At 51.3% G+C, this 25,642-nt stretch carries 28 protein-coding genes and 1 riboswitch; of the genes, 15 read left to right on the top strand and 13 right to left on the bottom strand.

Annotated features, from left to right (window positions below):
* Window positions 1-26 precede the first annotated feature (26 nt).
* On the bottom strand, window positions 27-1,133 hold the full coding sequence (gene gcvT / locus ACZYR9_RS14345) for a glycine cleavage system aminomethyltransferase GcvT (protein WP_488979176.1): 1,107 nt from the start codon (window positions 1,131-1,133) through the stop codon (window positions 27-29).
* A gap of 189 nt (window positions 1,134-1,322) precedes the next feature.
* Window positions 1,323-1,417: riboswitch (glycine riboswitch) on the bottom strand.
* A gap of 242 nt (window positions 1,418-1,659) precedes the next feature.
* On the opposite strand from gcvT, the gene gcvH reads away from it, so the two are divergent.
* A complete protein-coding gene (gcvH, locus tag ACZYR9_RS14340) occupies window positions 1,660-2,067 on the top strand; it encodes a glycine cleavage system protein GcvH (protein ID WP_488979175.1) in 408 nt (135 codons plus the stop codon).
* 113 nt (window positions 2,068-2,180) lie between these two features.
* On the opposite strand, the gene ACZYR9_RS14335 is transcribed toward gcvH, so the two are convergent.
* On the bottom strand, window positions 2,181-2,888 hold the full coding sequence (locus ACZYR9_RS14335) for a FadR/GntR family transcriptional regulator (protein ID WP_488979174.1): 708 nt from the start codon (window positions 2,886-2,888) through the stop codon (window positions 2,181-2,183).
* A 184-nt stretch (window positions 2,889-3,072) separates the two neighbouring features.
* The gene (locus ACZYR9_RS14330) at window positions 3,073-3,282 is read right to left on the bottom strand and encodes a PAS domain-containing protein (protein WP_488979226.1); all 210 of its coding nucleotides are present in this window, start codon (window positions 3,280-3,282) and stop codon (window positions 3,073-3,075) included.
* Window positions 3,283-3,479: 197 nt separating this feature from the next.
* On the opposite strand from ACZYR9_RS14330, the gene ACZYR9_RS14325 reads away from it, so the two are divergent.
* Window positions 3,480-3,680: a hypothetical protein gene (locus tag ACZYR9_RS14325; protein WP_488979173.1), complete on the top strand. Its 201-nt coding sequence runs from the start codon at window positions 3,480-3,482 to the stop codon at window positions 3,678-3,680.
* Between the two features lies 1 nt (window position 3,681).
* Window positions 3,682-4,656 (top strand): bile acid:sodium symporter family protein, encoded by a 975-nt coding sequence (locus ACZYR9_RS14320; protein ID WP_488979172.1) that lies wholly within the window; start codon window positions 3,682-3,684, stop codon window positions 4,654-4,656.
* Between the two features lie 122 nt (window positions 4,657-4,778).
* Here the strand turns inward: ACZYR9_RS14320 and ACZYR9_RS14315 are convergent, their stop codons facing one another.
* Together ACZYR9_RS14315 and ACZYR9_RS14310 are read right to left on the bottom strand one after the other, a co-directional pair.
* Window positions 4,779-5,954, bottom strand: coding sequence for a MalY/PatB family protein (locus ACZYR9_RS14315; RefSeq protein ID WP_488979171.1), 1,176 nt, complete (start codon window positions 5,952-5,954; stop codon window positions 4,779-4,781).
* 90 nt (window positions 5,955-6,044) lie between these two features.
* Window positions 6,045-6,614 carry a GbsR/MarR family transcriptional regulator gene (locus ACZYR9_RS14310; RefSeq protein WP_488979170.1) on the bottom strand — a complete coding sequence of 190 codons (570 nt, stop codon included), beginning with the start codon at window positions 6,612-6,614 and terminating at the stop codon, window positions 6,045-6,047.
* A gap of 294 nt (window positions 6,615-6,908) precedes the next feature.
* Here ACZYR9_RS14310 and ACZYR9_RS14305 point away from each other — a divergent pair, with 294 nt between their 5' ends.
* The 5 genes from ACZYR9_RS14305 (at window position 6,909) to ACZYR9_RS14285 (ending at window position 11,177) form a co-directional block, all read left to right on the top strand.
* Window positions 6,909-8,117, top strand: a complete 1,209-nt coding sequence (locus ACZYR9_RS14305; protein ID WP_488979169.1) for a quaternary amine ABC transporter ATP-binding protein — start codon at window positions 6,909-6,911, stop codon at window positions 8,115-8,117.
* Window positions 8,107-8,949, top strand: a complete 843-nt coding sequence (locus tag ACZYR9_RS14300) for an ABC transporter permease (RefSeq protein ID WP_488979168.1) — start codon at window positions 8,107-8,109, stop codon at window positions 8,947-8,949. Before ACZYR9_RS14305 ends, ACZYR9_RS14300 begins: the two co-directional genes overlap by 11 nt.
* Window positions 8,950-8,969: 20 nt before the next feature.
* On the top strand, window positions 8,970-9,866 hold the full coding sequence (locus tag ACZYR9_RS14295; protein WP_488979225.1) for a glycine betaine ABC transporter substrate-binding protein: 897 nt from the start codon (window positions 8,970-8,972) through the stop codon (window positions 9,864-9,866).
* 330 nt (window positions 9,867-10,196) lie between these two features.
* The gene (locus ACZYR9_RS14290; protein WP_488979167.1) at window positions 10,197-10,529 is read left to right on the top strand and encodes a hypothetical protein; all 333 of its coding nucleotides are present in this window, start codon (window positions 10,197-10,199) and stop codon (window positions 10,527-10,529) included.
* 18 nt (window positions 10,530-10,547) lie between these two features.
* Complete coding sequence (locus tag ACZYR9_RS14285; RefSeq protein ID WP_488979166.1) at window positions 10,548-11,177, top strand: GDSL-type esterase/lipase family protein; 630 nt, start codon at window positions 10,548-10,550, stop codon at window positions 11,175-11,177.
* 96 nt (window positions 11,178-11,273) lie between these two features.
* Here ACZYR9_RS14285 and ACZYR9_RS14280 read toward each other — a convergent pair whose 3' ends face one another.
* The 7 genes from ACZYR9_RS14280 to ACZYR9_RS14250 all read right to left on the bottom strand — a co-directional run bounded on the left by ACZYR9_RS14280 (window position 11,274) and on the right by ACZYR9_RS14250 (window position 18,739).
* Window positions 11,274-12,080, bottom strand: coding sequence for a histidinol-phosphatase (locus ACZYR9_RS14280; RefSeq protein ID WP_488979165.1), 807 nt, complete (start codon window positions 12,078-12,080; stop codon window positions 11,274-11,276).
* Between the two features lie 7 nt (window positions 12,081-12,087).
* The gene (locus ACZYR9_RS14275; protein ID WP_488979164.1) at window positions 12,088-12,990 is read right to left on the bottom strand and encodes a LysR family transcriptional regulator; all 903 of its coding nucleotides are present in this window, start codon (window positions 12,988-12,990) and stop codon (window positions 12,088-12,090) included.
* Between the two features lie 327 nt (window positions 12,991-13,317).
* Window positions 13,318-14,910, bottom strand: a complete 1,593-nt coding sequence (locus ACZYR9_RS14270; RefSeq protein WP_488979224.1) for an MDR family MFS transporter — start codon at window positions 14,908-14,910, stop codon at window positions 13,318-13,320.
* Between the two features lie 49 nt (window positions 14,911-14,959).
* Window positions 14,960-15,394 (bottom strand): MarR family winged helix-turn-helix transcriptional regulator, encoded by a 435-nt coding sequence (locus ACZYR9_RS14265; protein WP_488979163.1) that lies wholly within the window; start codon window positions 15,392-15,394, stop codon window positions 14,960-14,962.
* Between the two features lie 171 nt (window positions 15,395-15,565).
* A complete protein-coding gene (locus ACZYR9_RS14260) occupies window positions 15,566-16,360 on the bottom strand; it encodes an HAD-IIA family hydrolase (protein WP_488979162.1) in 795 nt (264 codons plus the stop codon).
* Between the two features lie 29 nt (window positions 16,361-16,389).
* Window positions 16,390-18,054 carry a sensor histidine kinase gene (locus tag ACZYR9_RS14255; RefSeq protein ID WP_488979161.1) on the bottom strand — a complete coding sequence of 555 codons (1,665 nt, stop codon included), beginning with the start codon at window positions 18,052-18,054 and terminating at the stop codon, window positions 16,390-16,392.
* Window positions 18,047-18,739 carry a response regulator transcription factor gene (locus ACZYR9_RS14250; RefSeq protein ID WP_488979160.1) on the bottom strand — a complete coding sequence of 231 codons (693 nt, stop codon included), beginning with the start codon at window positions 18,737-18,739 and terminating at the stop codon, window positions 18,047-18,049. The genes ACZYR9_RS14255 and ACZYR9_RS14250 overlap by 8 nt, the downstream gene beginning before the upstream one ends.
* Window positions 18,740-18,989: 250 nt before the next feature.
* Between ACZYR9_RS14250 and ACZYR9_RS14245 the strand changes: the two genes are divergently transcribed.
* The 5 genes from ACZYR9_RS14245 to ACZYR9_RS14225 all read left to right on the top strand — a co-directional run bounded on the left by ACZYR9_RS14245 (window position 18,990) and on the right by ACZYR9_RS14225 (window position 23,647).
* Entirely contained in the window at window positions 18,990-19,937 is a 948-nt protein-coding gene (locus ACZYR9_RS14245) for an acetylxylan esterase (protein ID WP_488979159.1), read from the top strand.
* Between the two features lie 59 nt (window positions 19,938-19,996).
* Window positions 19,997-20,974 (top strand): aldo/keto reductase, encoded by a 978-nt coding sequence (locus ACZYR9_RS14240; RefSeq protein WP_488979158.1) that lies wholly within the window; start codon window positions 19,997-19,999, stop codon window positions 20,972-20,974.
* A 239-nt stretch (window positions 20,975-21,213) separates the two neighbouring features.
* Complete coding sequence (locus ACZYR9_RS14235) at window positions 21,214-22,143, top strand: LLM class flavin-dependent oxidoreductase (protein ID WP_488979157.1); 930 nt, start codon at window positions 21,214-21,216, stop codon at window positions 22,141-22,143.
* A gap of 154 nt (window positions 22,144-22,297) precedes the next feature.
* Window positions 22,298-22,537 carry a VOC family protein gene (locus ACZYR9_RS14230; RefSeq protein WP_488979156.1) on the top strand — a complete coding sequence of 80 codons (240 nt, stop codon included), beginning with the start codon at window positions 22,298-22,300 and terminating at the stop codon, window positions 22,535-22,537.
* Window positions 22,538-22,627: 90 nt separating this feature from the next.
* Complete coding sequence (locus ACZYR9_RS14225) at window positions 22,628-23,647, top strand: NADH:flavin oxidoreductase/NADH oxidase (protein ID WP_488979155.1); 1,020 nt, start codon at window positions 22,628-22,630, stop codon at window positions 23,645-23,647.
* Between the two features lie 46 nt (window positions 23,648-23,693).
* Here the strand turns inward: ACZYR9_RS14225 and ACZYR9_RS14220 are convergent, their stop codons facing one another.
* Complete coding sequence (locus tag ACZYR9_RS14220; protein ID WP_488979154.1) at window positions 23,694-24,200, bottom strand: metal-dependent hydrolase; 507 nt, start codon at window positions 24,198-24,200, stop codon at window positions 23,694-23,696.
* 247 nt (window positions 24,201-24,447) lie between these two features.
* On the opposite strand from ACZYR9_RS14220, the gene ACZYR9_RS14215 reads away from it, so the two are divergent.
* Together ACZYR9_RS14215 and ACZYR9_RS14210 are read left to right on the top strand one after the other, a co-directional pair.
* Complete coding sequence (locus ACZYR9_RS14215) at window positions 24,448-24,900, top strand: NUDIX hydrolase (protein WP_488979153.1); 453 nt, start codon at window positions 24,448-24,450, stop codon at window positions 24,898-24,900.
* A 159-nt stretch (window positions 24,901-25,059) separates the two neighbouring features.
* On the top strand, window positions 25,060-25,518 hold the full coding sequence (locus tag ACZYR9_RS14210) for a chemotaxis protein CheX (RefSeq protein ID WP_488979152.1): 459 nt from the start codon (window positions 25,060-25,062) through the stop codon (window positions 25,516-25,518).
* The last annotated feature ends 124 nt before the right edge of the window (window positions 25,519-25,642 follow it).

The following is a 25,642-nucleotide window of genomic DNA, read 5'->3' as shown; positions in this document are numbered from 1 at the left end:
TTATGATAGGGGAATGCCGCATGATCTTACTTATTGACCCTTTTATAAAACGGAGTGGGCACGACCTGAGCCCTTAGCCGTTTGCCGCGGACGTCCACTTCGATTTTCGTGCCTATGTCAGCATAGCGTGAATCCAACAGGGCTAAACCCAGGCTCCTCTTTAAGGTGGGGGATTGCGTGCCCGATGTGACTTCTCCGATGCATTGGCCGTCTGCATAAACCTTGTAGTGGGAGCGGGGGATCCCGCGGTCAATCGTCTCGATGCCTACAAGCCTGCGGCGTAAACCTTCCTGCTTTTGCTGCAGCAGCACCTCTTTTCCGATAAAATCGCCTTCCTTATCCAGCTTTACGACAAACCCGACACCGGCTTCCAATGGCGTCATCCCGGCGCTGAGCTCTTGTCCGTACAAGGGCAGCCTGGCTTCCAAACGCAGCGTATCCCTGGCTCCAAGACCGGCTGGAATCAAGCCGAGCTCCCGGCCGTTCTCAAGCAGCGCCCGCCATACATCAGGAGCGCCGATGCCGGGAAGATAGAGCTCAAATCCATCCTCGCCGGTATAGCCCGTACGGGAAATAAGAGCCTGAATGCCGCATACGCGCGCATGGGGAATGAACGAAAATGAGACTAAATCGGCAAGAGGAGCATCGGTTATCCGGGAGAGGATGGATTCTGCCAAAGGGCCTTGAAGGGCAAGGAGAGCCGTTTGCTCGGAGATATTTTGGATGACGACGTCGCCAATCAGGTGGCGGTCCATCCACTCCAGATCCTTGTCGATATTGGAGGCGTTGACGACCAGCATATACTGGTCTGCGCTCAGCCGATATACCAGCAAATCGTCAACAACTCCGCCGTCTGGATAGCACATCAGACTGTAATGTGCCTGATCGTCTTTCAATTTGGAGACATCGTTGGTTGTCAGCCGCTGCAGATAAGCCTCGGCAAACGTGCCTGTTACGAGGATCTCGCCCATGTGGGAGACATCGAACAACCCGGCGGATTGACGAACGGCATCATGTTCTTTTTGAATGCCCGTAAAATAGACGGGCAGCTCCCAACCGCAAAAATCGATGCAGCGCACTCCAGGTTCATTCGCATACACGGGGAATAAGGGGGTTCTTTTTAAGGGGAACATACCTTTCACCTCTTTCAATTATCTGGCCTCGCAAGCGTATAGAAATAACAAACAGAGCAAAAGAAGCGGGCTTTCCGGTGCTGCCGGCGGTGCCTCGTTCTTTGCTCTGTCCTTTATACCTGAGAGTTACCTCATGCCGCAGCACAAGTTCCCCTTGGGTGACCTGTTTGCAGGTTCTCTTCAGAGATGTGTCAGGCAAAAGTCCTTTTGCCTGAGAGATTCACCTGGCGGCTTACCCCTTCGGTGTTACTTTAATGTTAAGTAATCTCTCCCTTTGCCGTCATCCACCAATATGTAATTATCTTATTCTCATTATTTCCCGGTTGAAACCGATTGTCAACGTGTTTCTTTGATAAAATAATTTAATATGTAAGTTATATTGACGTTAACTTGTCCTCTGAATTATTCTACAAGTATACGTGTGAAGATGCCGGATAAGCGATAGCAGGAGTAGCTGCGCCGCTGGGGGAGAACGTTCGTCCGCCGGCAGGTGCACAATACCGGATATACGGGGAGCTGTATGGATATGAGCGAAATTAAAGCGAACGTTTTCTACAGCAAAGAGCATGAATGGGCGGAGATCAGGGGAACCGGGACGGTAAGGGTGGGCATAAGCGATTTTGCACAGTGCGAGCTGGGGGATATTGTATTTGTCGAGCTTCCAGAGGAAGGATCGCACATTCGCGCCGGAGACCCTATAGGTACGATCGAATCGGTGAAAACCGTATCAGATTTGTATGCTCCCGTTTCGGGGATTATCACGAAGATAAACACCACTCTGCTGGATCAGCCTGAGCTTGTCAATGAGCACCCGTATGAGGACGGATGGATCGTAGAAATTCAGCGGTTTCCCGATACCGATGAAGAGCTTAATGCGCTTTTAAATGCGGAGCAGTATAAGGCTTATCTCGACGAACAGCATGACAACGGATGAAGGGGCCATGTCTTGTCTTGCCCCCGGTACTTACCTTTAATGCAGATTAAAGAACCGAGCCTCCCGGCTGATGCCGGGGGGTTCAGTCTCTATTTGAGCGTCGGACTGAAATCTTAATGATCTATGATGGATTTGAAGAATTGTTTGGATCTGTTAAACGAATAGTCACTGGCTTCCTGAATCCGCTTCAAATCCCTCGATTTGAACGCCTCAAGCAAACGCGTCCGGTTCTCAACGCTATTCGTTTGGGCTCCGGGAACATGCAGGAGCTTAAGGCTTGTTTCTCTGCGCAGATGGATAATCGTCTGCATCAGCTTGTTGTAAATTTGGTTTCCGCAGATTTCGCCCATAAAGCTATCAAATCGGTCCAATAGCTTTAAAAAAGCTTCGGGATCGTCTGTTGTGCTGACCTTCTGCAGCTCGGACAATAGCTCTTCCAATTCCTCGAAATGAGCTTCCTCTGCCACCTTGGCGGCGGTCAAATAAACCTCCGATTCAATTAATCTTCTTGCGGCATAGACCTCATCCAAATTGTGAATTTCGTTATGAAAAAGCCAGGTAATGGTTTCCGCAGAAATGGGCTCCATCTGCTCTTTCACGAAGCTGCCTTCTCCGGCCTTGATTTTAATTAAGCCGATCAGGGACAAGGCACGCAGCGCTTCACGTATGCGTCCACGGGCTACGCCGAATTGCTCGGCGAGCAGTCTTTCGTTCGGAAGCTTTTCTCCCGCCGCCAGCTCTCCGGAGATAATCGATTGAGCGATTTGCTCCATGATTTGCTCCGTTGCGGTCACTTTTTTGATCACTTCGACTTTAATCATTCCAAATAACCTCCAGAAAAATGTGAAAAGTGTATTGATAAACAATAGATGGCCAAGGATTATAATATGGTGCTACCACGCTACCATATATCTATAATACATTAGTTTATCAGAAGAATATGGATGTAGAAAAGGGAATGTTGGCTTCCAAACCGTTTAATGTGATAAAGCGAAAAACAGCCTGCTAAGTGTTTGTGACAACATTTAGCAGGCTGTTTTTCCTATCCTGCCGAGGCAGAAGGAACAACCAGGTTAATTCAAATGAAAATGAGTAGCCAAACATAGTTAATGTCGAGGCATTTACGTATAAAAATTGACCGTCCACCTCTACAATACATATACCGTCCGGATGATTTTCGAAAAGATACTGAAATACACCAGGCTGCGCGAACATATTTTTATTCAGCATTATTCGTGTATCCGCCTTTAACCGTTTGCAATTATCTTTGATAAGTTTGCCTGCCGGATCCTTCTAAAGGTATTGAGCTTCACTGCCCAACAAAGTTTAATTGAGCCATCGTTTAAAATAATTAACGAAATCTGCTTGTTTGCAGGGCCAATCATTTCCTTACGTACTAGGGGAGACCCGCAATGAAAATTTATCTGACACAAATGAGTAGTAGTATGATAATATTTCAGTTGGTGACAAATTTATGGTATTACGTTAACATTTATCACGGTAAAAATCGAAAGAATGGCTGGAAGGCTGCACGGGATAGATGGCTGAAAGCCGAAGGAGAGGCAATGTTCACAGAAAATGAAGAAGCTATAGGAAATCTGGTGCGTATTTAGAATGGAACAACTGAATAAACTGCTTGAAAAAGTTTTTCCTTTTCTTACGCCATGCAGCGTTTTGCTCGGGGTGGTCTTATCAGGCCTGTTATCATCCTTTACTTCCTTGGTGCCGTGGCTTTTCGCATTCATGACTTTTGCCGGAAGCCTGGGAATGAATGTAAGCGATTTTCGAAGGGTGCTCTCACACCCTTTTCCCATTTTCGTTTTTCTCACCGTTCTTCACGTGGTGATGCCTTTGGTGGCCTGGGCCGCAGGACATATGGCCTTTCCTGGAGATCCGTATACCATTACGGGATTAATTCTGGTGCTGGTCATCCCTACGGGAATCGCCAGTTTGGTTTGGGTTTCCATTTACCGTGGCAATTCAGCGCTGACTTTAACGATGATTCTTGTCGACACCTTGCTTGCGCCGCTGTATGTTCCGTTTTTGATGTCTGCTTTCGTTGGGGAGCAGGTGGCGATGGACGCGTGGGGGATGCTCAACGGCTTGTTGTGGATGATTGTTTTGCCGTCCGTTTTGGGCATGCTGGTCAATCAATACACCGGGGGAAAAGCCAAAGTGAAGTGGAGCCCGGTCCTATCGCCTCTGTCCAAAATAAGCTTGGCGCTCATTGTCGCCATCAACAGCTCGGTGGTTGCGCCGGTGATCACGAATTGGGACTGGGGTATGGTCTATATGCTCTTCGTCTGCCTTGTTGTAGTCGCGCTGGGCTATATCATCGGTTGGGGAGTTGCCCGGGGTATGAAGCTGCCGCATGAGCTGGTCGTAAGCATGACGTTTAACTGCGGGATGAGGAACATCAGCACCGGAGCGGTACTGGCCATCGCCTACTTTCCGCCTGCCGTGGCGGTGCCTGCCGTGGTCGGTACAATATTTCAGCAGCTGCTGGCTTCGGTGTTCGGAAGCCTGCTTTTCCGCAAGGCGGAGCCGGCGGTGGTGAAGGAAGCTGTGCCGCAAACCCAATCGGCTTGAGGTGGCAGGCTGGTCTTTACCCTCTGATGCCCGTGGAAACCAAAGCTGCATAAGGAAAGCCCTGTATCCGGGAAAAGAACTCCCGAAAACAGGGCTTTTTCGTGTCGGTAAGAAACGACGGATTAACCTCTGTTGGAGGCCGCCTTGCAAAAACGCTTCAGCGCTTCTTCCAGCAGCGACCTTGGACAGGCCAGATTAATGCGCAGCCAGCCCTCCGCCTCCGTGCCGAAGACGGAGCCCTCGCTGAAGGCCACGCGGGCTTTCTCGAACATGAGCGACTTCAGACCCTTAATGTCGAGGCCCAGGCCGCGGCAGTCCATCCACAGCAGATAAGTGCCGTCCGGACGCATCGGCTTCACCTCGGGAAGATGCTCGGCCAAATAAGCCATGGCATAATCGACATTGCCTGCGATGTATTCGATCAGTCCGTCGAGCCAAGCCTCCCCGTCATTATAAGCGGCCATTACGGCTTCATGAGTAAAGAAGTTCGTCATATGCAGGCTGAGCGCTTTGACCCGATAATCGAATTTTCGTTTCATCGCCGGATTAGCGGTAACAATGAACGAGGATTGGATGCCGGGGAGATTAAATGTCTTTGTCGGCGCCAGAGCAGTCAAGGTGATTTGTGCGAGCTCCTCGGATAGGGAAGCGAACGGAATATGCCGATGTCCCGGCAGCGCCAGGTCACAGTGAATTTCGTCCGAAATGACCGTAACCCCATGCTTCAAACACAGCTCGCCCAGACGCAGCAGCTCCCCGCGCTCCCAGACCCGTCCTCCCGGGTTATGCGGACTGCAAAGCAGCATCAGCTTGGCTCCGCCCGCCATCAGCTCCTCCAAATGCTCATAATCCATTTCATATCTGCCGTTACGGATGACCAAAGGGTTTTTGGCCACCTCACGGCCATTCATCCGAATCACATCGTAAAAAGGATAGTAGACAGGAGACTGCAGAATCACGGAGCCGCCGGGCTCGCTGAACAAATCCACCGCGATGCTCAGCGACGTAACGACACTGGGCACATCGCTCAGCCACTCCCGTTCAATCGTCCAGCTGTGCCGGCGTTCAAACCAGTGAATAATGGCGTCCACATAAGCTTCATTTTTGATCGAATATCCGTAAACCCCTTGAGCCGCCCGGGCTTCCAGCGCTTGCCTTACGGCCGGAGGGCTTTCAAAATCCATATCGGCTACCCAAAGGGGAAGAATGTCATGATCTCCGAACAGCTTGTGGGATTGATCCCATTTGTAGGAGTGCGTATTGCGTCGGTCAATGACACGGTCAAAATCGGTTTTCACAAGCTTCACCTCATCATACGAATAGTATCCACTTATTCTATCATATTTTGCGTTTAAACAGGAAAAAGGAGCCGAATGCGGCTCCTTTTGTTATGGATTTTCAGACTCATCCTTGGGCACAAGCGAGAAAATATCCCCGTTCTCGAGCGTATCGATCAAACGACCCAGCCACATGTAATAGCGAACGGCTTCCTGCAGCTTATCGATATCCGTATTGACGACTTTCTGCAGCTCTTCATTATCCAGGTGGGCTTCCTTCAACCGCTGCAGTTCGCTAAGTGACTTGCGCACGGCTTGAAGATTCATTTCCGTTTGCTTTCTCCACTTGATAGCAAAGAAATCCGCAAACGTCTGGTACCAGTCCGGCTCCACTTCATACAGATCCTTGCGCGTTCCCGGTTCCCATACCTTATGAACCATCTTCAGATCCGTAAGCGTCCGAACGCCGGTGCTCATGCTTGTCTTACTCATCCCCATGCCTTCGCCCATTTCATCGAGCGTCATGGGCTTGTCTTGAAAAAACATCATACCGTATAAATGTCCGGACGATAACGTAACTCCGTATAAGTCCATATTTTTACCGATTGATTCAATAACGCGTTTGCGGGCTTTTTGAATGATGCCGACTTGTTCCTCCGACATGCTAACCCAGTTGTTCATCGTTTTGCCTCCTCCGGACGAAGCCGGCTGCCTGTTCAGATGTTGTTGGAAAGCTGTTCATAAGCTGCGGACCGGCAGCCGCCGGCACGCCCTTATTGGAATATTTACATTGTATTGAACTTGGTTTTGAAAGTAAAGAAGTCACATGGGCAGGAATTTGGAGGAATAAGGAGTATTCTGTACGATATGTTTGTAAAGTTTTTTCTGTACGTACGAAACAAACTTATTTCACTTTTGACCATTTTGCGCCAAAACCTGTAAACTTAAGCACATCAGAGATTGGGGTGATTACGTTTGATCGAGGTGAAGAACCTGACTAAAATATTCGGGCAGCAGCCGGAAAAAGCGTTGAGCCTGCTGGAGCAAGGATGGAGCAAAAAACGCATTTTTACCGAGACGAAGCTGACCGTAGGCGTGAACCGCGCCAGCTTTACAGTAAAAGAAGGGGAGATTTTCGTCATTATGGGATTGTCGGGCAGCGGGAAATCAACGCTGATCCGGCTTTTAAACCGCCTGATTGAACCGACGGGAGGAAGCATCACGTTCCAAGGTGAAAATATCGTCGAGATGTCGGAGGAAAGACTTAGAGAGTTCCGTAGAACGGCGATGAGTATGGTGTTCCAAAAATTCGCTTTATTCCCGCATCGGACGATCATACAAAATGTGGAATTTGGTCTAGAGGTGCAAAAAATTCCGGCCAAAATCCGCAAAGAGAAAGCACGGGAAGCACTGGCTTTGGTCGGTCTAGAGGAATGGGAGCACAGCTACCCGGACCAGCTTAGCGGAGGGATGCAGCAGCGGGTAGGACTGGCCAGAGCGCTTGCCAACTCGCCTCAGGTGCTGCTGATGGACGAAGCGTTCAGCGCGCTGGATCCGTTGATCCGAAAAGACATGCAAGAAGAGCTGCGGGAGCTGCAGGAGAAGCTGAAGAAAACCATCGTTTTCATTACGCATGACTTGAATGAAGCGCTTCGTATCGGCGACCGCATTGCTTTGATGAAGGATGGCTCGATTGTGCAGATTGGCACACCGGAGGAAATTATGATCTCTCCTGCCAACGAATATGTGGAGCGGTTTATTGAGGATGTCGATTTGTCCCGGGTGCTGACGGCAGCTCATGTCATGCGTAGGCCGGAGACGATGGTCTACGACCGGGGAGGCCCAAGGGTAGCGCTTGAGCTGATGCGAGAGAACGGCATCTCCAATCTGTTCGTTGTTGACAACGCCAGACGTTTGATCGGCGTTCTGACGGCAGAGGATACGGCTCAGGCTATTAAAGAAAACAAAGGGCTTGATGACATTATTGTTAAAGATGTACCGAAGGTTCCGGAGAATATGCTGCTCAACGACTTGTTTGAGCTTGTCAGTGTCAGCCGAGTGCCGGTAGCCGTCACCTCGGAAAGCGGGAGACTGCTTGGCGTGATTATCCGCGGCGCCGTACTTGGAGCCTTGGCAGGAAATCACGACCGGGTGCGAAAGGCGGTGAGCGAGGATGGTGCCTAAGCTGCCGATTGCTCCTGCCATAGAGCGTTTTGTGGATTGGTTCGGTTCAACCTTTGAATTTTTGTTTGATTTCATCTCCACGCTTATCGGCGGCACGGTAGACGCTTTTTCATGGCTGTTTCATTTGCCGCCGGCGATTGTTTTTATCCTCTTGATCGTTTTCTGGGCTTACCGCTCGGCAGGCTGGATGCTGGGGCTGTTTTCTCTTATCGGACTGCTGTTAATTGACAATCTCGGATTTTGGGACAACACGATGGACACGCTGGCGCTCGTCATGACGAGCGCGCTGGTTTCGGTCATTGTGGGATTGCCGCTTGGCATATGGTGTGCGAGGAATAATTCGGTTCAGAATGCGGTTACGCCGCTTTTGGACTTTATGCAGACGATGCCTGCATTCGTCTACTTGATTCCGGCCGTGTTCTTCTTTGGATTGGGCGTTGTGCCCGGTGTCATCGCATCGGTTATTTTTGCCGTGCCTCCCACGATCCGGTTGACGAATCTCGGTATCCGCCAGATTCCGTTTGACTTGGTTGAAGCCGCGGATTCCTTCGGTTCGACGCCAAGCCAAAAGCTGTGGAAGGTTCAGCTGCCGCTGGCCATGCCTACATTGATGGCAGGAATCAACCAGACGATTATGCTCTCGTTGTCCATGGTCGTTATTGCCTCCATGATCGGAGCTCAGGGAATCGGTGCGGACGTTTATCGCGCGGTAACTCAGCTCAAGATCGGTGAAGGCTTTGAGGCTGGTATTGCTGTAGTGATTTTGGCGATCCTTCTGGACCGCTTAACTCAAAATATGGTCAAAAGGAAAAAAGGAGAGGGTAAACATTGAAAAAGAGAACGCGCAACCTGATGATTATGGCTGCTTGTGTATTGGGGATATCCGTGCTGGCCGGCTGCGGACAGAAGGATTCCGGTTCTGCCGCCGGGTCCGCTAATGGCACCGCTTCGATCGGTGAACAGGTCAAGTATCAAATTATCGGGATTGATCCCGGCGCCGGCTTGATGCAGGCCACGAGCAAGGCGATGGAAGAGTACGGACTTACGGATTGGAAGCTGGTGGAGGGCTCCAGCGCCGCCATGACGGCTGCGCTGGACAAAGCTTATAAAGATCAGAAGCCCGTGATTGTAACGGGTTGGACGCCGCACTGGATGTTTGCCAAATATGATCTCAAGTATCTTGAAGACCCGAAGAATGTATATGGCGGAGATGAACAAATTCATACGATCGTCAGAAAAGGGCTGAAAGAGGATCATCCTTCGGCTTACGCTGCGCTGGACCGGTTCGAATGGACTCCCGACGACATGGCGAAGGTGATGGTGGAGGTACAGGGTGGCAAGAAGCCTGAAGAAGCGGCTGCGGCATGGATCAACGACAATGCAGCCAAAGTGGACCAGTGGGTGAAGGATCTGCCTAAAGAAGAAGGTAAACCCTTGAAGCTCGCTTACGTGGCTTGGGATTCTGAAATCGCCAGTACGAACGTGGTGAAGCAGGTGCTGGAAACAAGACTTGGATATAAAGTCAGCCTGCTGCAGGTCGAAGCCGGACCGATGTGGGCCGGAGTAGCCGAAGGCGATGCGGACGGCATCGTAGCTGCATGGCTGCCGACTACGCACAAGGATTACTTTGATAAGTTCAAGGACAACATTGAAGACCTCGGTCCGAATTTGAACGGTACCAAGATTGGCCTGGTCGTACCTAATTATATGGATATTAACTCGATTGAAGATTTGAAAAAAGCAGAATAGACGGATAGAAAATGGTTGCTGGACTCAGGATTCCGGAACGCAAGTGCCGGATGAAACGGGTCCGGCTTCTTTTTTTTGGCTTTTATCATAAACGTCCGGACCCAGGTATTCCCACCCATTTTGCCGCAAGCAGTCCACTCACCCAAGCCATATCAAACCCATTCACATAAGCTGGATTAAGTAGACAAGTCGGAGTATGCCAACACGTTAAGAGGGTAGGGAATGCGTATGAAGAAGTCTAAGCCAATGCAAGTCCGTAAAACCGTCCCGCGTGCGGCGCAAGGCCCAATACCGAAAAGTCGCCACTCTGGGAGTGCAGGCCATCCTTACATGAATACAGCGAATGTAAAAGGATTGTTCAGTCCGTTCGGAGGCGGGGGAGCAGCAGATGCTCCAGGCAGTACGGGTGGTTCCGGTGGCGGCTTTTTCTCGTTGTTTAACCGGATCGGGGGATTGGACGGCATTTTATCCACGATGGGAAAAGTACAGAAGATGTTCGCGATCATGAAACAGATGAGTCCGATATTTAAGCTGATGGGCGGCCTGGGAGGATTAGCCGGGATTAGAAGCTTGGAAAATGCGAACATCAACTTGGTGCCTCCTCGGCGTAAACATGCTGCTAAACCCGGAAAACCGGTTTCGCATCAGAAACAGAGGTCATAGTAGAGAGAGGTGAAAAATATGCTCACCTATGCAGCGATTGGCGATTCGTTAACCGCCGGAATAGGCGGATGTCCCGGAGCCGGCTTGGTGCCGCAGTATCGGTCTATGACAGAGAAGCGGCTCGAACGGCAGGTGCAAAGCATCAATTTGGGAATATCGGGGGCGACAACAGGTGAATTGCTTCAGGTGGTGTGCGGCAGTCCCGAAGTTCGCCATATTCTAGCTCATGCGGATATCATTACGATCACGGCGGGAGGCAATGATTTAATTCGCGCCGCCAGGGATTACGCCATTCAATCAAATCCTCAGGTCCTCCAGCAGGCGTTGGTACAGTGCCGGAACAACTATGCCAAGATGGTTCATTCCATTCGGAAGCTGAAGGCAAAACGTTCAAGGCCTTATATCATCCGTGCGGTCGGTCTATATAATCCGCTGCCGCAAGTTCCCGCGGCAGCCGGATGGATTCAAAGTCTGAACCTGCACATTGAAAGTCTGGAGTGCGGTAATTTTCAGGTAGCGAGTATTTACAGCTTGTTTGACGGAAAGGAAAAAGAGCTGCTGTCTGCTGACAGGATTCATCCGAATGCTGCGGGGTACCGTGTTATGGCACAGCAGATGAGTCTTCTTGGCTACAGGCCGCTTGGTTAAATCCGGTCAGCCCGTGCATCGGCTTGACCGGATTGTTGTGTCAGCTTGCAAAAAAAAACGGACGTCAGGACAACCCTGATATCCGTTATGGAGAGTCTATAAAGGTACCTTTTGCATTTGCTTCTCTTTGAAGTATACCCACTCGCGGAACCCGATCTCCTTGAGCCGCGCGGCGACTTCTTCCCATTCGTCACCGACACGGCCGGGTACGTGTGCGTCCGAGCCGAAGGTCACCTTCACCCCGTAATGCAGCGCCCGCTCGAGAACCGAATCGATCGGATACCAGCCGCCGCAATCCTTCGTTTTGCCGGAGGTGTTGATCTCGATGGCGATGCCATATTCGCCGATGGTTTTCAGCGTCCGGTCGACCGCATCCGTCTGGATATCGGAGAACGCCGGATAGAAGCCCCGCATCGCATCGATGTGACCGAGAATTTGAAACATGCCGCTGCGCGCGGATTGCTCGATCAGATCGTAATACAGCTCTTTTTGCTCAACCTTCTGCCGCTCGTTCAATCCGTTCCAGCGTTTTTTATTGAAGATGCTGACTCCGCCCGACAAATGGACAGAGCCGATGATGTAATCAAACGGATACTGATCATATACCTTCCGATATACGTCCGCATGCTCCGGGAAAAAGTCCGATTCGACCCCAAGCAGTACCTCGATGCGTCCCCGATACTCTTCCTTGAGCTTCAGGACTTCGTCTACATAGCGTTGAAACTCGCTCTTGGCCATAGCGATGCCCGGCTGTTCCCGGTCGACCTTGCTTGCGAAGTAAGGCGAGTGGTCGGAAATTCCGATGACCTGAAGGCCGTGGGCAATGCCTGCTTCGATGTAATCGCGAATGGTGCCGACGGCATGCCCGCAGCGCTCGTGATGGGTATGCAAATCGAATTTCATTCTCACATCACTCCGAACCGATAAATTGAATTTCTTCCATGCCTTTGAGGTCCATTAAGAATTGATGCAGCGCCGAGCTTAAATAACGGCCGGATTTGTAAACTACGCCGACCGGATGACTGATCTCCAGCTCGTTGACGTTAATCATTTTTAGCGTACCGAGTCGAAGCTCATTTTGAATCGACATCTTGGAGATGATCGCAGCCCCCAAATTCAACTCCACCATCCGCTTTACTTCCTCGCTGCTGGAGAGCTCCATGACCACCTGTGGAACGATATTCAACTGCTTGAGAATTTGATCCACGAACCGGCGTCCCGCCGTTTCGGGAGAAAGCATGATGAGCGGCAGCTCATGCAGCCGTTCGATGGGGACATGACTGTATTGGGCCAGCGGGTGGTTAGGGGACACGACAAGCTCGAATGTGTCGTAATACAGTACGGAGCTTTCCAGCGCCGGATGTTTATCGAACAAATAAGTAATACCGATGTCGATTGTTCCGTTCTCGACGCTTTGCATAATTTGCGAAGTCGTCATGGAATGAATCGTCGTTTTAATGAGCGGGAATTGGTTTTGAAAATACGATAACACCCTCGGCAGTATTTGGATAGCGATGGACGTGGTCGTTCCGAGGTGAATGTGTCCCTGGGGCGTTTGGTTCAAATCGGCAAGCCGTTGTTTCAAATCCTCCACCGTCTGCAGGATCATCTCGGCATGCTCCAAAAATACCTTGCCGCTGTCAGTCAATGTAACAGGTTGATTCCGGTCGATAAGGACCGTTTTGAACTCGTCCTCCAGGCTTTTGATTTGCGCGGAGACAGCAGGCTGAGTTAAATTGAGAAGCTCGCCGGCCTTACGGAAGCTCATCGTTTTGGAAATCGTAATCAGCGTTTCCAATTGGTTGAGGTTCACGGTATCCCTCCTCTCCCAAGCGTGAACCTGCGCGAATATAGGGTGCGCAGAATAACTAATTTTTATCAAATTTGTAAAATACATAAATCCGGTTTCTCGCCTAATTTCATTATATGATACTTAAGGTATAAGGGCAAACCAGGCAAGAAGCCCAAAGTTTACATGCCGCCGAACGCATCGGACATTTGATGAAGAAAGATCATCCTGCAAAAAAAGGCGTTTCCGTCTCTCGAGGTGCAGGATTGCTTTAATTAACGGGAAAATGTCCATTTAGTTACTGCTTTTTCTCAGGATAACGAAGAGGTCGTCCTTTCAGTAGAACAACTATCATTCCGGGGCTGCTTCGAGGGCTTCTTCCTTCCTGCCGCGGTTTTCCAATTTGATTTTACCCAGAAACAGCGTTAAGAAGGCGCCGAGAAGCACAAAGGCGAGTCCGAACCAGAAGACGGAATGCAGCGATTCGATCAAAGCGTTTTTAACGATCGGAATGATTTGATCCACCAGCGCTTTAGGGAATTGGGTCAGCGTTTCAGGAGTCAAAAGCGTTGAATACAAGCCCTGCGGGTTCGTATGGATCGTTTCGGCCCATTGATCGGCTATGCCTGCCGCTTGCTCCGGCAGCTCTTTGAGCTTGGGCACCAATTGCGATGAGAGCAGTTCATCCGATCTGCTGTTCATGACCACGCCGAGAATTGTCATACCGAAGGTACCGCCGATTTGGCGGAAAAATTGGCTGGAGGACGTGACTACTCCAAGCTCCGATTTCGGGAATGTCTCCTGCAGTGTAAGCGTCAGAAGAGGCATCACCAGACCCATACCGAGTCCGAGCACCACCATGATCCCGCTTGCGGCCAGCTTGGTGGTATCTATATTCATTGTCGTAAGCAATAAAAAGCCGGACGCCATTACGACCATTCCGATAACCATTTGTGTTTTCACGCCGATTTTGTGTACCAGCTGTCCTCCGAGGATGCTTGCCGCAATCATTGTAATCATAAGCGGAGTCATGACCGTGCCGGAAGCCGAAGCGCTGATTCCCGCAATACCCTGCATAAACAGAGGCACAAACATAATGGCTCCGAACATTCCCACGCTCATCAGAAACCCGATGGAGTTAATCACGGTAAAGGTTCTGTTTTTAAACAGACGAACAGGTAAAACCGGTTCGCTCGTTGTGGATTCAATCCGCACGAAAGCGAGCAGCGAAATGGCGGAAATGACGAACATACCGATGATCTGCCAAGAGCCCCAAGCGTATTCTTTACCGCCGAATGTAAGGGCCAGCAGCAGCGTAACGACCCCGATAATCATCGTAATCATGCCTGCCATGTCAAATTTGACAGGTCCATGCGCCCGCCGGCCTCCCAGGCCCATCGCGATAAAAACCGTTGCCAGAATGCCGACAGGCAGATTGATAAAAAAGATCCAGTGCCAGTTCATCGAATCGACAATCCAACCGCCGACCTGGGGACCGATGACGGAGGCAAGGCCAAAAATTCCTCCGAATACACCCTGCCACTTGGCGCGCTGTTTTCCGGTAAAGATATCCCCGATAATGATCATGGCCATCGGCATCATGATGCCGCCTCCGACTCCCTGCAGCGCCCGGAACCAAATCAGCTGCTCCATCGTCTGAGCCAGCCCGCACAGCATGGACCCCAGCATAAAGACCACTAAACCTGTGATGTAAACCGCTCTTCGACCCATCAAGTCGGCGAGTTTTCCGGCAATCGGAACAACGGTGGTCGATGTCAGCATATAAGCCGTCGTCAACCAGGTCATTAAGGTGAAGCCTCCAAGCTCTCCTACAATCCGCGGCATGGCCGTTCCGACGATCGTATTGTCTAGAGCCGAGAACAGCATGGCGATGATCAACCCGGCGATCAGCAGACCGCGGCCGGCAATTTGGTTATTTTCCAATGAGTTCAAATCTATGGTTTGTGACACTATGATTTCCTCCCCGTTATTTTTATTGTTCCATATAATGGACGATTTTCTCAAAATTACGCAAAAACAGCTCCAGCTCCTCCGGCTCAAGGCAGGCTAAATACCGCTTGATTTGGACCGTACGAACCTCGCGGATTTTCTCTAACGCTTCACGTCCGGGGTCAGTGATTTCAAGAAGGACAACCCGCCGGTCCGTTTCGTCGTATCTTCGTACGACAAAGCCGTTGTTCACCAGCCGTTCAATCATGGTCGAGATGGCTCCGGGGGTGACCTCCATTCTTTGCGCGAGCTGTCCGACAGGACAACGTCCGCCGGTGGAAAGGGTATACAGTATCATCAATTGAGGTCCTGTCAACGGCAGGCCGGCGGGGATACCAAGCTCAGGCCCCAGCCTGCGGAACAGGGTGAAGAAGGCGATCTCAAAGCGCTGGATGTCAGAATCCAAGGGGGTGTTCATAAGTAATCATCCTTATCCTGCGGAAAATATTTTATATTAAAATTATTTAGTTATAAATAATTTAGTGGTTGAAATGAATCCTATCATCCGTCCTGACAAATGTCAAATGGAAACAAAAAGAACCCTTTCTCCCTTATCTGGGAGAGGGTTCTTTGAGATACCGCAACCGTTTTACCCGATCCGCTCGGCGAGCTCCATGAGATGGCGGCAAATGAGCTCCGGCCGGACACCGGCCTTTGCGATTTGCGCTTCGGCATTGGATTCGTTCGCAAGCCCTGTAAGCACCAGGGCCGTACGGCACTTGGCATCCGCTCCACCGCGGATATCGGTGTTCATATTGTCGCCGACCGCCCAAATTTCCTCGGCGGAAAGCCCGAGCTTGGCGGTGGCATAGCGCATAATGATCGGAGAGGGCTTGCCTATGACGACAGGCGCCGTTTCGCTTGCGCGTTCGATCGAAGCGGAAATGGAGCCCGCCCCCGGCGAAAGCTCGCCGTTCCACGGAAGCAGGTGATCCGGGTTCGTCAGCACATAGGCAGCGCCTGCCCGGATGGAGCGCACGGCCTTAAAGAGCTTCTCGTAGCTAAAGGTCCGGTCGATCCCCTGGACGACGGCCGATACCCGGCGATGGTCCGCTTCCTCTCCAATCAGCTCAAATCCCGCCTCGGTCAGCGCCCGCTGCAGCCCGGTCTCTCCGATGCACAGCACCGGATCGCTCTCCAGTCCTGCATCCTTCAGATACATTGCCGCCGCTTGGGAGGAAGTGAGCACTTCGTCCGGTGATGCGTCAATGCCCGTCGCTGCGAGGTGCGAAGCCACCTGTTCCGGCGTTCGGGATGAATTGTTGGTCAGGTACACAAACGGGTAACCCCGCTCCCGAAGCCAGCCGATAAACTCCGCGGCGTAGGGAATGGGACGGTCGCCGTTGTAAAGCGTTCCATCCAAATCGAGTAAAAATCCAGGCATTCTGAACCTCCTGCGAATAATGTAATTTCTTAAGCTGCCAGCTTCAGCTTGACATAAAAATGAATGCTTCCGTCCGCCGATTCGGCCCAGACCGTTCCGCCATGTGATTCGACGATGCTTCTGGCGATCGCCAGTCCTAATCCTGAGCCCCCGGTGTCGGAGGTACGGGCCTTGTCGACGCGGTAGAACCGGTCGAACAGCAGCTCCAGCTCCTCACGGGTAAGGGCGTCCGCTTTGTTGCTGATTCGGATCAGTACATCATGATGATCCTTCGCCATTCCGACCGTAATGGTCCCCGGCTTGGGACTGTACTTGATGGCATTGCCAAGCAGATTCTCGAACACGCGGATCATCTTGTCCACATCGATCCGTACGGATAGTTTTTCCTGCGGAATGCTGCGGATGAGGGTCAACTGCTGTTCCTCACTAAGGGTTACGTACTCCTCCAGCAGCTGCTCCAATACTTCATTGATGGGGACTTCCCGCTTATGCAGGGGAACGTCCTGATGGGAAAGCTTGGTATACTCAAACAAATCCTCGATGAGTCCCTGAAGCTTCTCCGCTTTGCTGTAAGCAATGGAGACATAACCTGCGGCTTGCTCCGGCGTTTCGTAGTTCTTGTCCTGCAAAAGCCGCAAGTAGCCGATGATCAAGGTGAGCGGTGTGCGCAAATCGTGGGACACATTGGTGACCAGCTCGTTTTTTAACCGTTCGGCCCGCCGTTCCTCTTCTATTGTATGCTGCAGATCGGCTACCATCAAGTTCATGTCTTTGGCCAGCGATCCGAGCTCATCGCGCGAGCGCTCGATCACCCGGTGATCCAGATTCCCTGTCGCGATAATTCTTAGCCCGGTGGCCAGCTCCTCGATGTATCTCATTTTTTTTCGGGTCAAATAGTAAAAAAGAAAGATAAATACGGCGATGGCGCCCAGCAGCGAAAGCGGGCTCTGGCCTTTGATGTAGCTGATCGACGGCTGCGGAATGCCAGAGACGATCAAGTAGGACTTTTGATTGTCATAGGTGACCGGATAAAAGCTGGAAAATTCCGAGCGTCTGCCGGTGCTTTCATTGCGGGTTTCCATGGCATTGCGGATCACCTTGTGAACGTCGATATACGTTTCCGGAGCGTTCTCGCTGCGGAATACGACTTTTCCTTCCAGATCGGTAATGACGATTTTGTAGTTCTCATAAGTAGAAAGCTGCTGGACGTGATCTATAAATTCGCGTTTGCGCTTTTCTTCCAGCTGCTTTTTTTGCTGCTCATCACTAACGTTAGAACCGGGATGTGCAGGATTTTCACCGGGAATTTCTACAGCAGCGTTCGATCCAATCGAATCGCTTCCCGTTTCATACGGATGATCATTCGAAATGGACGGCTCCAGCAGATGAACTAGCGAACGGGCCTCACGGTCGATTTCTCTGATCCCTCGGGAGTAATCGATGACCGTACCTTTGTTGATTTGGCCGAATAAGGCGGAGCTGATGCCATAGGAGAGCGTGCTGATGCCAAGACAAATCGCGAAGGTCAATACCAACTGAAGCCGTATGCTGCGTTCCACATGCCCGCGGCCCATCCGGAACAGATCCTGGATGAACAAGATCAGGCCGCGCAGCAGGGTGAACGGAAACCAAGTGAAGGGAAAGCGTTCCAGGATCGGCTTGCGGGGCCGATTCATTTTATCCAGGCTATTCAACTTTGTATCCCACTCCCCATACGGTTTTGATGTATTTCGGCTTTCTCGGGTTAGCCTCGAGCTTCTCCCGGATTTTCCGGATATGGACCATGACGGTATTATCCGAATCCAGATAGGCTTCCTTCCATACGGCTTCATAAATTTTTTCGATGCTCCACACGATACCCCGGTGACGGGCAAGCAGCTCCAAAATGGCGAATTCACGCGGGGTCAGCCGGATCTCTCTTCCTTCAACCTTCACTTCATGCGTCAAGGTATTGATCGTCAGCTCGTCCACCTCGATCTCATGGTCTTTATTGGGCAGCGCTACGTTCAGCCGAGTATACCGGCGAAGCTGGGATTTGATCCGGGCAATCAGCTCCAGCGGGTTAAAGGGCTTCGATACATAATCATCGGCGCCCGTGCTGAGGCCTAGAATTTTGTCCATGTCCTGACTCTTGGCGGAAAGCATGATGATGGGCATGTTTTTTTGCTCGCGGATTTTGAGGCAGGCTTCAATTCCGTCCATCTTCGGCATCATGATGTCGAGGACGACAAGGTCGACTTCTTCCTTCTGCAGGATGCTTAATGCCTCCAATCCGTTCCCGGCCCGCAGAAGCCGGAAGCCTTCGTTTTTCAAGTAAATTTCCAGAAGATCTATGATTTCTTTCTCATCATCGACCAGGAGAATCGTATGCTGAGCCATTGGTTAACGGCCTCCTTCTATCCGAATCAATTCAGGGCGTTACGCCGATCATAACATGTTTCATTGTACCCGTTAATTCTTAACAGTCCTTTGCTTAAAATCTTAAATCATTCTTAATCCATACGGAGGCGAAAGCAGCCGGTGCCCGGTGCCGTTGAACGAAAGTTGACAGCCCTGATTTCATCTTGTTACCATCCTTGTAGAGTTGATTACTCCGGCGCTTTGGGCCGAGGGAAAAGGACGGGCTCGTATGCATTTTATCGATAAAAGAATAAGCGAGCTGGAAAATTATACAGCCTATTCGCCGGCTCCGGATGATCTGGATGCGTTCTGGAAGAGGACGCTGGAGGAAGCGGAGCATAGAGCGCTGAACGACCGGCGTGAACCGTACGACGCCTTATCCGATTATTACCGGACCTATAAGGTCGTCTATGAAGGGTACGATGAAACGCCGATTCACGGGTGGTTTCTGCTGCCGAACTTTGCCGGCGGGGAGCCGCTGCCTTGTATCGTTTATTTTCACGGGTATCACGGCAGTAAGGAGTATCCGGAAAACTACGCCAAATGGCTGCTGATGGGTTATGCCGTACTGGCCGTCGATATTCGGGGGCAGTCCGGGGAGACGGGCAACGCGCTGCCCCAGCACTTTGGAATGACCAAAGGATGGATGACGCAGGGACTGCTCGACCCTAAACAAAGCTATTACCGCGCGATCACTGTGGATGCGCTGAAGGCGCTTGAATGGGCGGCCGGGCAGCCGGAGGTGAATGCCAAGCAAATCATCGTTGTCGGGGGGAGTCAAGGCGGGGGCCTGGCTTTAATCACCGGGGCCTTGAGTGCCGTCCCGGCGAAGATCGTCGCCGATATCCCGAATATGTGCCACATGGATTACGGGATCATGAACTCCACCGGCTCCCTTTCGGAGGCGGCGGCTTTTGTGTCCAGGCATCCGGAACGGCTGGAGCAGGTGCTGCGCACACTCAGCTACTTTGACATGCTTCATCTGTACGACCGGCTGCAGGCGCCTGTGTTCATGTCGGTCGGCTTGAAGGATACGATTTGCTTACCGGAGACGATTTACGCCGTTTATAATCGTATCACCGTGCCTAAGGAGCTGCATGTGCTCCCGTTTAACGGACACCATGTGAGCGGAGATCATTTCCGCAGACGGATGGAGTTTATATGCAAATCATTTTGACGTGACGATATGGCAATGTTAAAAAATCGGATGCAACATCAGAAAGGAAGACAACAGCGATGAAGAAAACCATTCCATTGCAAAAACGGGGCATTCCCGCCAGTCGTTTGGTGCTGGGCTGTATGGGGCTTGGCGGAGGCTGGAACCGCAATCCGGTTACCGTGGAGGATCTGAAGCAGGCGCATGAGGCGGTGGAAACGGCGCTTTCGGCCGGGATCACCATGTTTGACCATGCGGATATTTACGCTAACGGTAAAGCGGAGCAGGTATTCGGTCAGGTGCTTCGGGAACGTCCAGAGCTTCGGGAGCAGATCGTGCTCCAATCCAAATGCGGCATCCGGTTTGATGAAGGACCCGGCCTGCCGGGAAGATATGATTTCTCCGCGGAGCACATCCTTTCCAGCGTGGACCGGATTTTAAGCAGGCTTGGCGTCGAATCGCTCGACATCCTGCTGCTGCACCGGCCGGACCCTTTGATGGAGCCGGAAGAAGTGGCCGCAGCTTTCGACAAGCTGAAACAGGCGGGTAAGGTAAAGGGATTTGGCGTGTCGAACATGAGTCCGTCGCAGATCCGGTTTCTCCAGTCGTGTCTGGAGGCGCCGCTGCTTGTGAACCAATTGGAATTGAACCTGGCGAAGCTGGATTGGCTTGAAGCCGGTGTGCTGGTGAACCAAAAAGAAGGCGCCGGGATCTCGTTTCCTGAAGGAACGCTTGAGTTTTGCCGGATGGAGGATATCCAAATTCAAGCCTGGAGTCCGTTGGCCAAGGGAGTGTTTACCGGAGGGGAGCTGGAGAATCAACCGGAGTCGGTCCGCCGGACTGCGGCTCTTGTCCGGGAGATGGCGGACACGAAGGGAACGGCTCCGGAAGCTATCGTATTGGCATGGCTGCTGCGCCACCCGGCCGGCATCCAGCCTGTACTGGGCACGATCCGGCCTGAGCGTATTCGGGCCAGTGCCGATGCCGTTCATGTGAGCATGACACGTGAAGAGTGGTATTCTCTGTACGTGAGCTCCAGAGGCAGTAAAATGCCGTAATGGGATGTAAGTGAAACGTCCCCGTATTCGCAGCGCCGTCAGGCGAAGCGATACGGGGTCTTTACTGCTTTGCATAAACCTGACATCATTCATGCAGATTAATCCTATTGGGGATTCGCAAACCATGGTTTTCCGGTTTAAGGCTATTTTTGTTATGATGGAGTGAAAGCGAAGTTTCATCGGCCATGCCGGTGATTCCGTTTTATACATGGCATTACATATAGAGAGAAGTTGATTTCATGAAGCTTAGCGTGTTGGATCTTGTCCCCGTTCTTTCGGGAGCCGACTCCGTACATGCTTTGGAGCAGGCGGCGCTGCTCGCACGTACGGCAGAAGAGCTGGGCTACCATCGTTATTGGGTAGCCGAGCACCATGATATGAATGGACTCGCATGCACTGCACCGGAGGTGCTATTAGCTCATATCGGCGCGCGTACTCAGCGGATCCGGCTAGGATCGGGAGCGCTGCTGCTTCCTCATTATAAGCCGATCAAAGTGGCGGAAACCTTTCATATGCTGGCTGCCCTGTATCCCGGACGAGTGGATTTGGGCTTGGGCCGGGCTCCCGGCGGCTCGGCACATGTCAGCATCGCATTGAGCGGTAATTTTTTGGAGAATGTCAGGGTGCTGCCGGAAACGCTGCAGGCTTTGTCGGAATTGTTGGCCGACAATTACCATCTGGAAGGACAGCCGGTAAAGGCACGACCGACTCCTCCTCGCCCACCGGAAGTCTGGATGCTCGGCACGAACCATAAAAGTGCCTCGTATGCCGCTGAATTCGGTACAGGGTACGTTTTCGGACAATTCATGAGCGACCAGGACGGGGTGGAGGTGCTGTCCGCTTACAGGCAGGAATTTCAGGCTTCGCACCTTTCCAAGGAACCCGGGATGATCGTAGCCGTTGGAGTCATTTGCACTGATACCGAAGAAGAGGCCAAAAGTCTGGCTGTCCAAGCGAAATCGTGGTTTGGACAGGATGGCTCTGTAGAAGAAGAGAACCCGTATACCGATCGAAAGCTGCTGGCGGGAACCCCGGAGCAAGTGAAAGGGAAGCTGGAAGAATTAAGCGGGCTATACGGCGCCGATGAGTTTCTCATCGTAACCATGATACCGGATTACTCCAGGCGTCTGAGGTCATATGAATTATTAGGTCTAGCCGTAAACAGGTGAAGAAAGAGCCGGAGGGATTAGCCAGTGGCCAAGTATATCCCTATATTTATAGCGAGAACGCAAGAAAACAGGCGGAATTTTATGCTGAAGCATTGAATGGCCGTATCGCAGAGATCCGGACCTTTGCCGATGCGCCAAAAGAGAATATGAGTCCATGAAAGACAAAGTGATGGGTCTTGCATGCGGCGGGTCACGTTTTTTTAATGTCCGATTCGGCCCGATTCAGCGGGGCAGCGGCCTGGATTTAACTCTGGAATACCCGGCTGTGGTGGAAGCGCGGAGCGCGTTTGACGGTCTTGCGGCAGGCGGAAAGGTCATCATGCCGTTGAGCGGAGATTCTGGGGAACGATGCTCGGCCGTGTGGAGGAGCCGTTTGGCGTTCGCTGGCAAATGACAACCGAGTCATAAATGCGGCAGGAGTTGTAAATGATATCCATTCAGGATACTATAGTCATAATACTACGTTAGCAAAGGAGTATTCCTTATGGCCAAACTATCAGCCCCATTTACCTTAAAGAGCTTGGAATTAAAAAACAGGGTCGTTATGCCGCCGATGTGTCAATACTCTGTCAGCGCAAAAGACGGAGCGCCTAATGATTGGCATTATGTCCACTATGTCTCCAGAGCTGTCGGGGGAGCGAGTCTCATCATTATGGAGATGACGGATGTGGAGCCGGATGGCCGGATTACGGATTTTGATCTCGGATTATGGTCCGACGATCACATTCCCGCGTTCAGAAGAATCATTGACGAAGTACATAAATACAACGCGAAAATCGGGATTCAAATCGCCCATGCCGGACGTAAGGCGGAGGATGCGGAGGTTCCGGTCGGACCTTCCGAAATTCCTGTAAGCTCTGAATTCAAGAAGCCGAGGGCTCTCACCACCGCCGAAGTAAAGGAAATGGTCGTAAAATTCCGGGAAGCCGCCAGACGGGCTATTGAAGCCGGTGTGGACACGATCGAAATCCACGGCGCCCACGGGTATTTGATTCATCAGTTTCATTCGCCGGCCATCAACAACCGCAGCGATGAGTATGGTACCGATCTGGCGAAATTCGGAGTGGAAGTCATCCAGGCAGTGAAGAGCGTCATGCCTGAGCACATGCCTCTCATCATGAGAATCTCTGCGGTGGAATACATCGACGGGGGCTATGATCTGGACCACAGCCTCGAAATCAGCCGGAGGTACAAAGAGGCAGGCGTGGATATGTTTCATATTACGAGCGGCGGAGAAGGGCCTGCAGGCCAAAGAAAGCCTGGAAATTATCCGGGCTATCAAGTTCCGATGGCGCGCGCCTTCAAGCAAACGCTTGGCCTTCCCGTCATCGCGGTCGGTCTTTTGGAAGATCCGAAGCTGGCGGAAGCGACCGTCGCTAATGAAGATGCCGATTTGATCGCGGTAGCCCGCGGCATGCTGCGCGATCCTTATTGGGCGATTCATGCGATTCAAGCCGTATCCGGTAAGCCTGAGCTGCCGGAGCAGTATAAAAGAGCGTATTAAAAATAAGAAAAAGGGCTGCCACTTGGCCAGCCCTTTTTCTATTGCGTTAAAATATACCGGTAAACCTGATCGTAGAAGCCGGAAGCCATATGCCTGCGGCAAGCAGCATCCAACGAAATACCGTTTCGCTTGTCGATCCCGTATCCACGGCCAGAAATTTGGGAAGCAGGCGGATCCTCACTTTTAGCGGCCAAAATAATTGAACTCCCTGTTCATTGAACAAATCGATGAGCGGGTGAGACAAATAGGCGGCGATGAAAACAGCATGATATAATGGCGATAAAGGCAGGGAGAGCGCCATTAATGTCAAAATGAAGAGTATGGAATGCGTCAATGTCCGGTGACGCACGTGGAGAAGCCGCAGCAGTGAAGATACCGGGAAAAGCAGCTTGGCCATCGTCGAGCCCTGTTTGTCGACATCGGCCAGCGGACCGGCCAGACAGCCGAGCAGCAGAGCCCCTGCGGCTTCCCAGGACCAAAATGAAGCGTCATGATAAATCATTACAAGCTCAGCGGCTACCAGTCCGGCTGCGCCGTGTGTTTTTTGAAGCATATCCATCCTCCCGTTTCCAGTATGACATGAAGTGAATTTTGGGAACCAGATAATGTTCGAACGATTGGGCGAAATACAGGCGGTAGGAATTCTACGAGGTCGGGAGGACGTTGCGGATGAGGTCATCCTACACTGCAGGAACACCGAAGGATTGAGATAGGGATCCTATAAAATGATTATCGGTAAAACGGATGTTAGGCAGGTTGAACTCGGTTACAAGCAATGAGCATCGGTATGGAGGCAGCTTATGAGCAAACCATGGTTTCAAGTGAACAGTGCGGTATATTTGTTATTTGTGCGGAACGGAAAAATTTTGATGCTGAGACGGGCCAATACAGGGTATGAGGACGGGAAGCTCTCTCTGGTCGCAGGAAAGCTGGACGGAAACGAGGAAGTCAAGCGTGCGGCGGTACGGGAAGCGGAGGAGGAGAGCGGGCTAAAGCTAAGTTCGGATGACGTGGAGGTAGCCTGCGTCATGCATCGGCTGTCGGATACCGGAGAATGGATTGACTTTTTTCTTAAAGTGAATCGGTGGGAAGGAGAACCCGTAAACAAGGAGCCGGACAAATGCTCCGAGATCGGGTGGTACCCGTTGGAGCAGCTTCCCGATGATACGATTCCGCATGTTCGTCAAGCCATTCGTAATGTACTATCCGGGGTGATTTACGATAGCTACGGATGGGATGAAATTACGGACTAAGAACGGATTTTTAAGTCTACAGGTCTATGGTTTTGTGAAATTTCACACGAAATCCGACATTTGCCTATACTTATTAATTTAGATTAGGTATAATGAAATAACGAAAAAAGTCCTAGAATTTTGAAAGAAATTGCCCAAAAAAAGGAGACCATTAATCTTATGAAGGCAGAGCTCATCAATCCGTTCTTGGAATCGGCTCGCATTGTTATTGAGCAAGTCGCCAATATCCGGCCGTCCACCGGTCAGCTCGGCATCAAAGACGTGAAACTTGTTGAAAACTACATCTGGATTCAAATCGGGATGACCGGGCAGATGGAAGGAGACATCGTTTTCGGGCTTCAGGAGGAAGTGGCGTTGAAAGTCGTTTCCGCAATGATGGGAGGATTTCTCATTACCGAGATGGATGAAATGAGCAAAAGCGCCATATCCGAGCTCGGCAATATGATCAGCGGTAATGCCAGCACCATGCTGTACAACCAAGGGGTTCGTGTAGACATTACGCCGCCGAAGCTGATGCAATCCGCGAATGCGGCGGGCTTTGATGCAAAGAGAGCGCTCACCATTCCACTTATCATGGATGGAATCGGAGAATTGGATATTCAAGTGCTGATTGCTTAATCATGCAGTTGAAATCATAGCCAAATGATGTGTAAGATGATAGCGAAGGCTTGAAACCGGTCCGAATGGCCGTTAAGAGCTTTCGCTTTTTTCTTTTCTTCTAAGGTCCATAACGGCAGGGGGC

The sequence above is a fragment of the Paenibacillus sp. F024 genome, from assembly GCF_057814255.1.
This window is presented reverse-complemented; position numbering and strand designations above follow the sequence as displayed.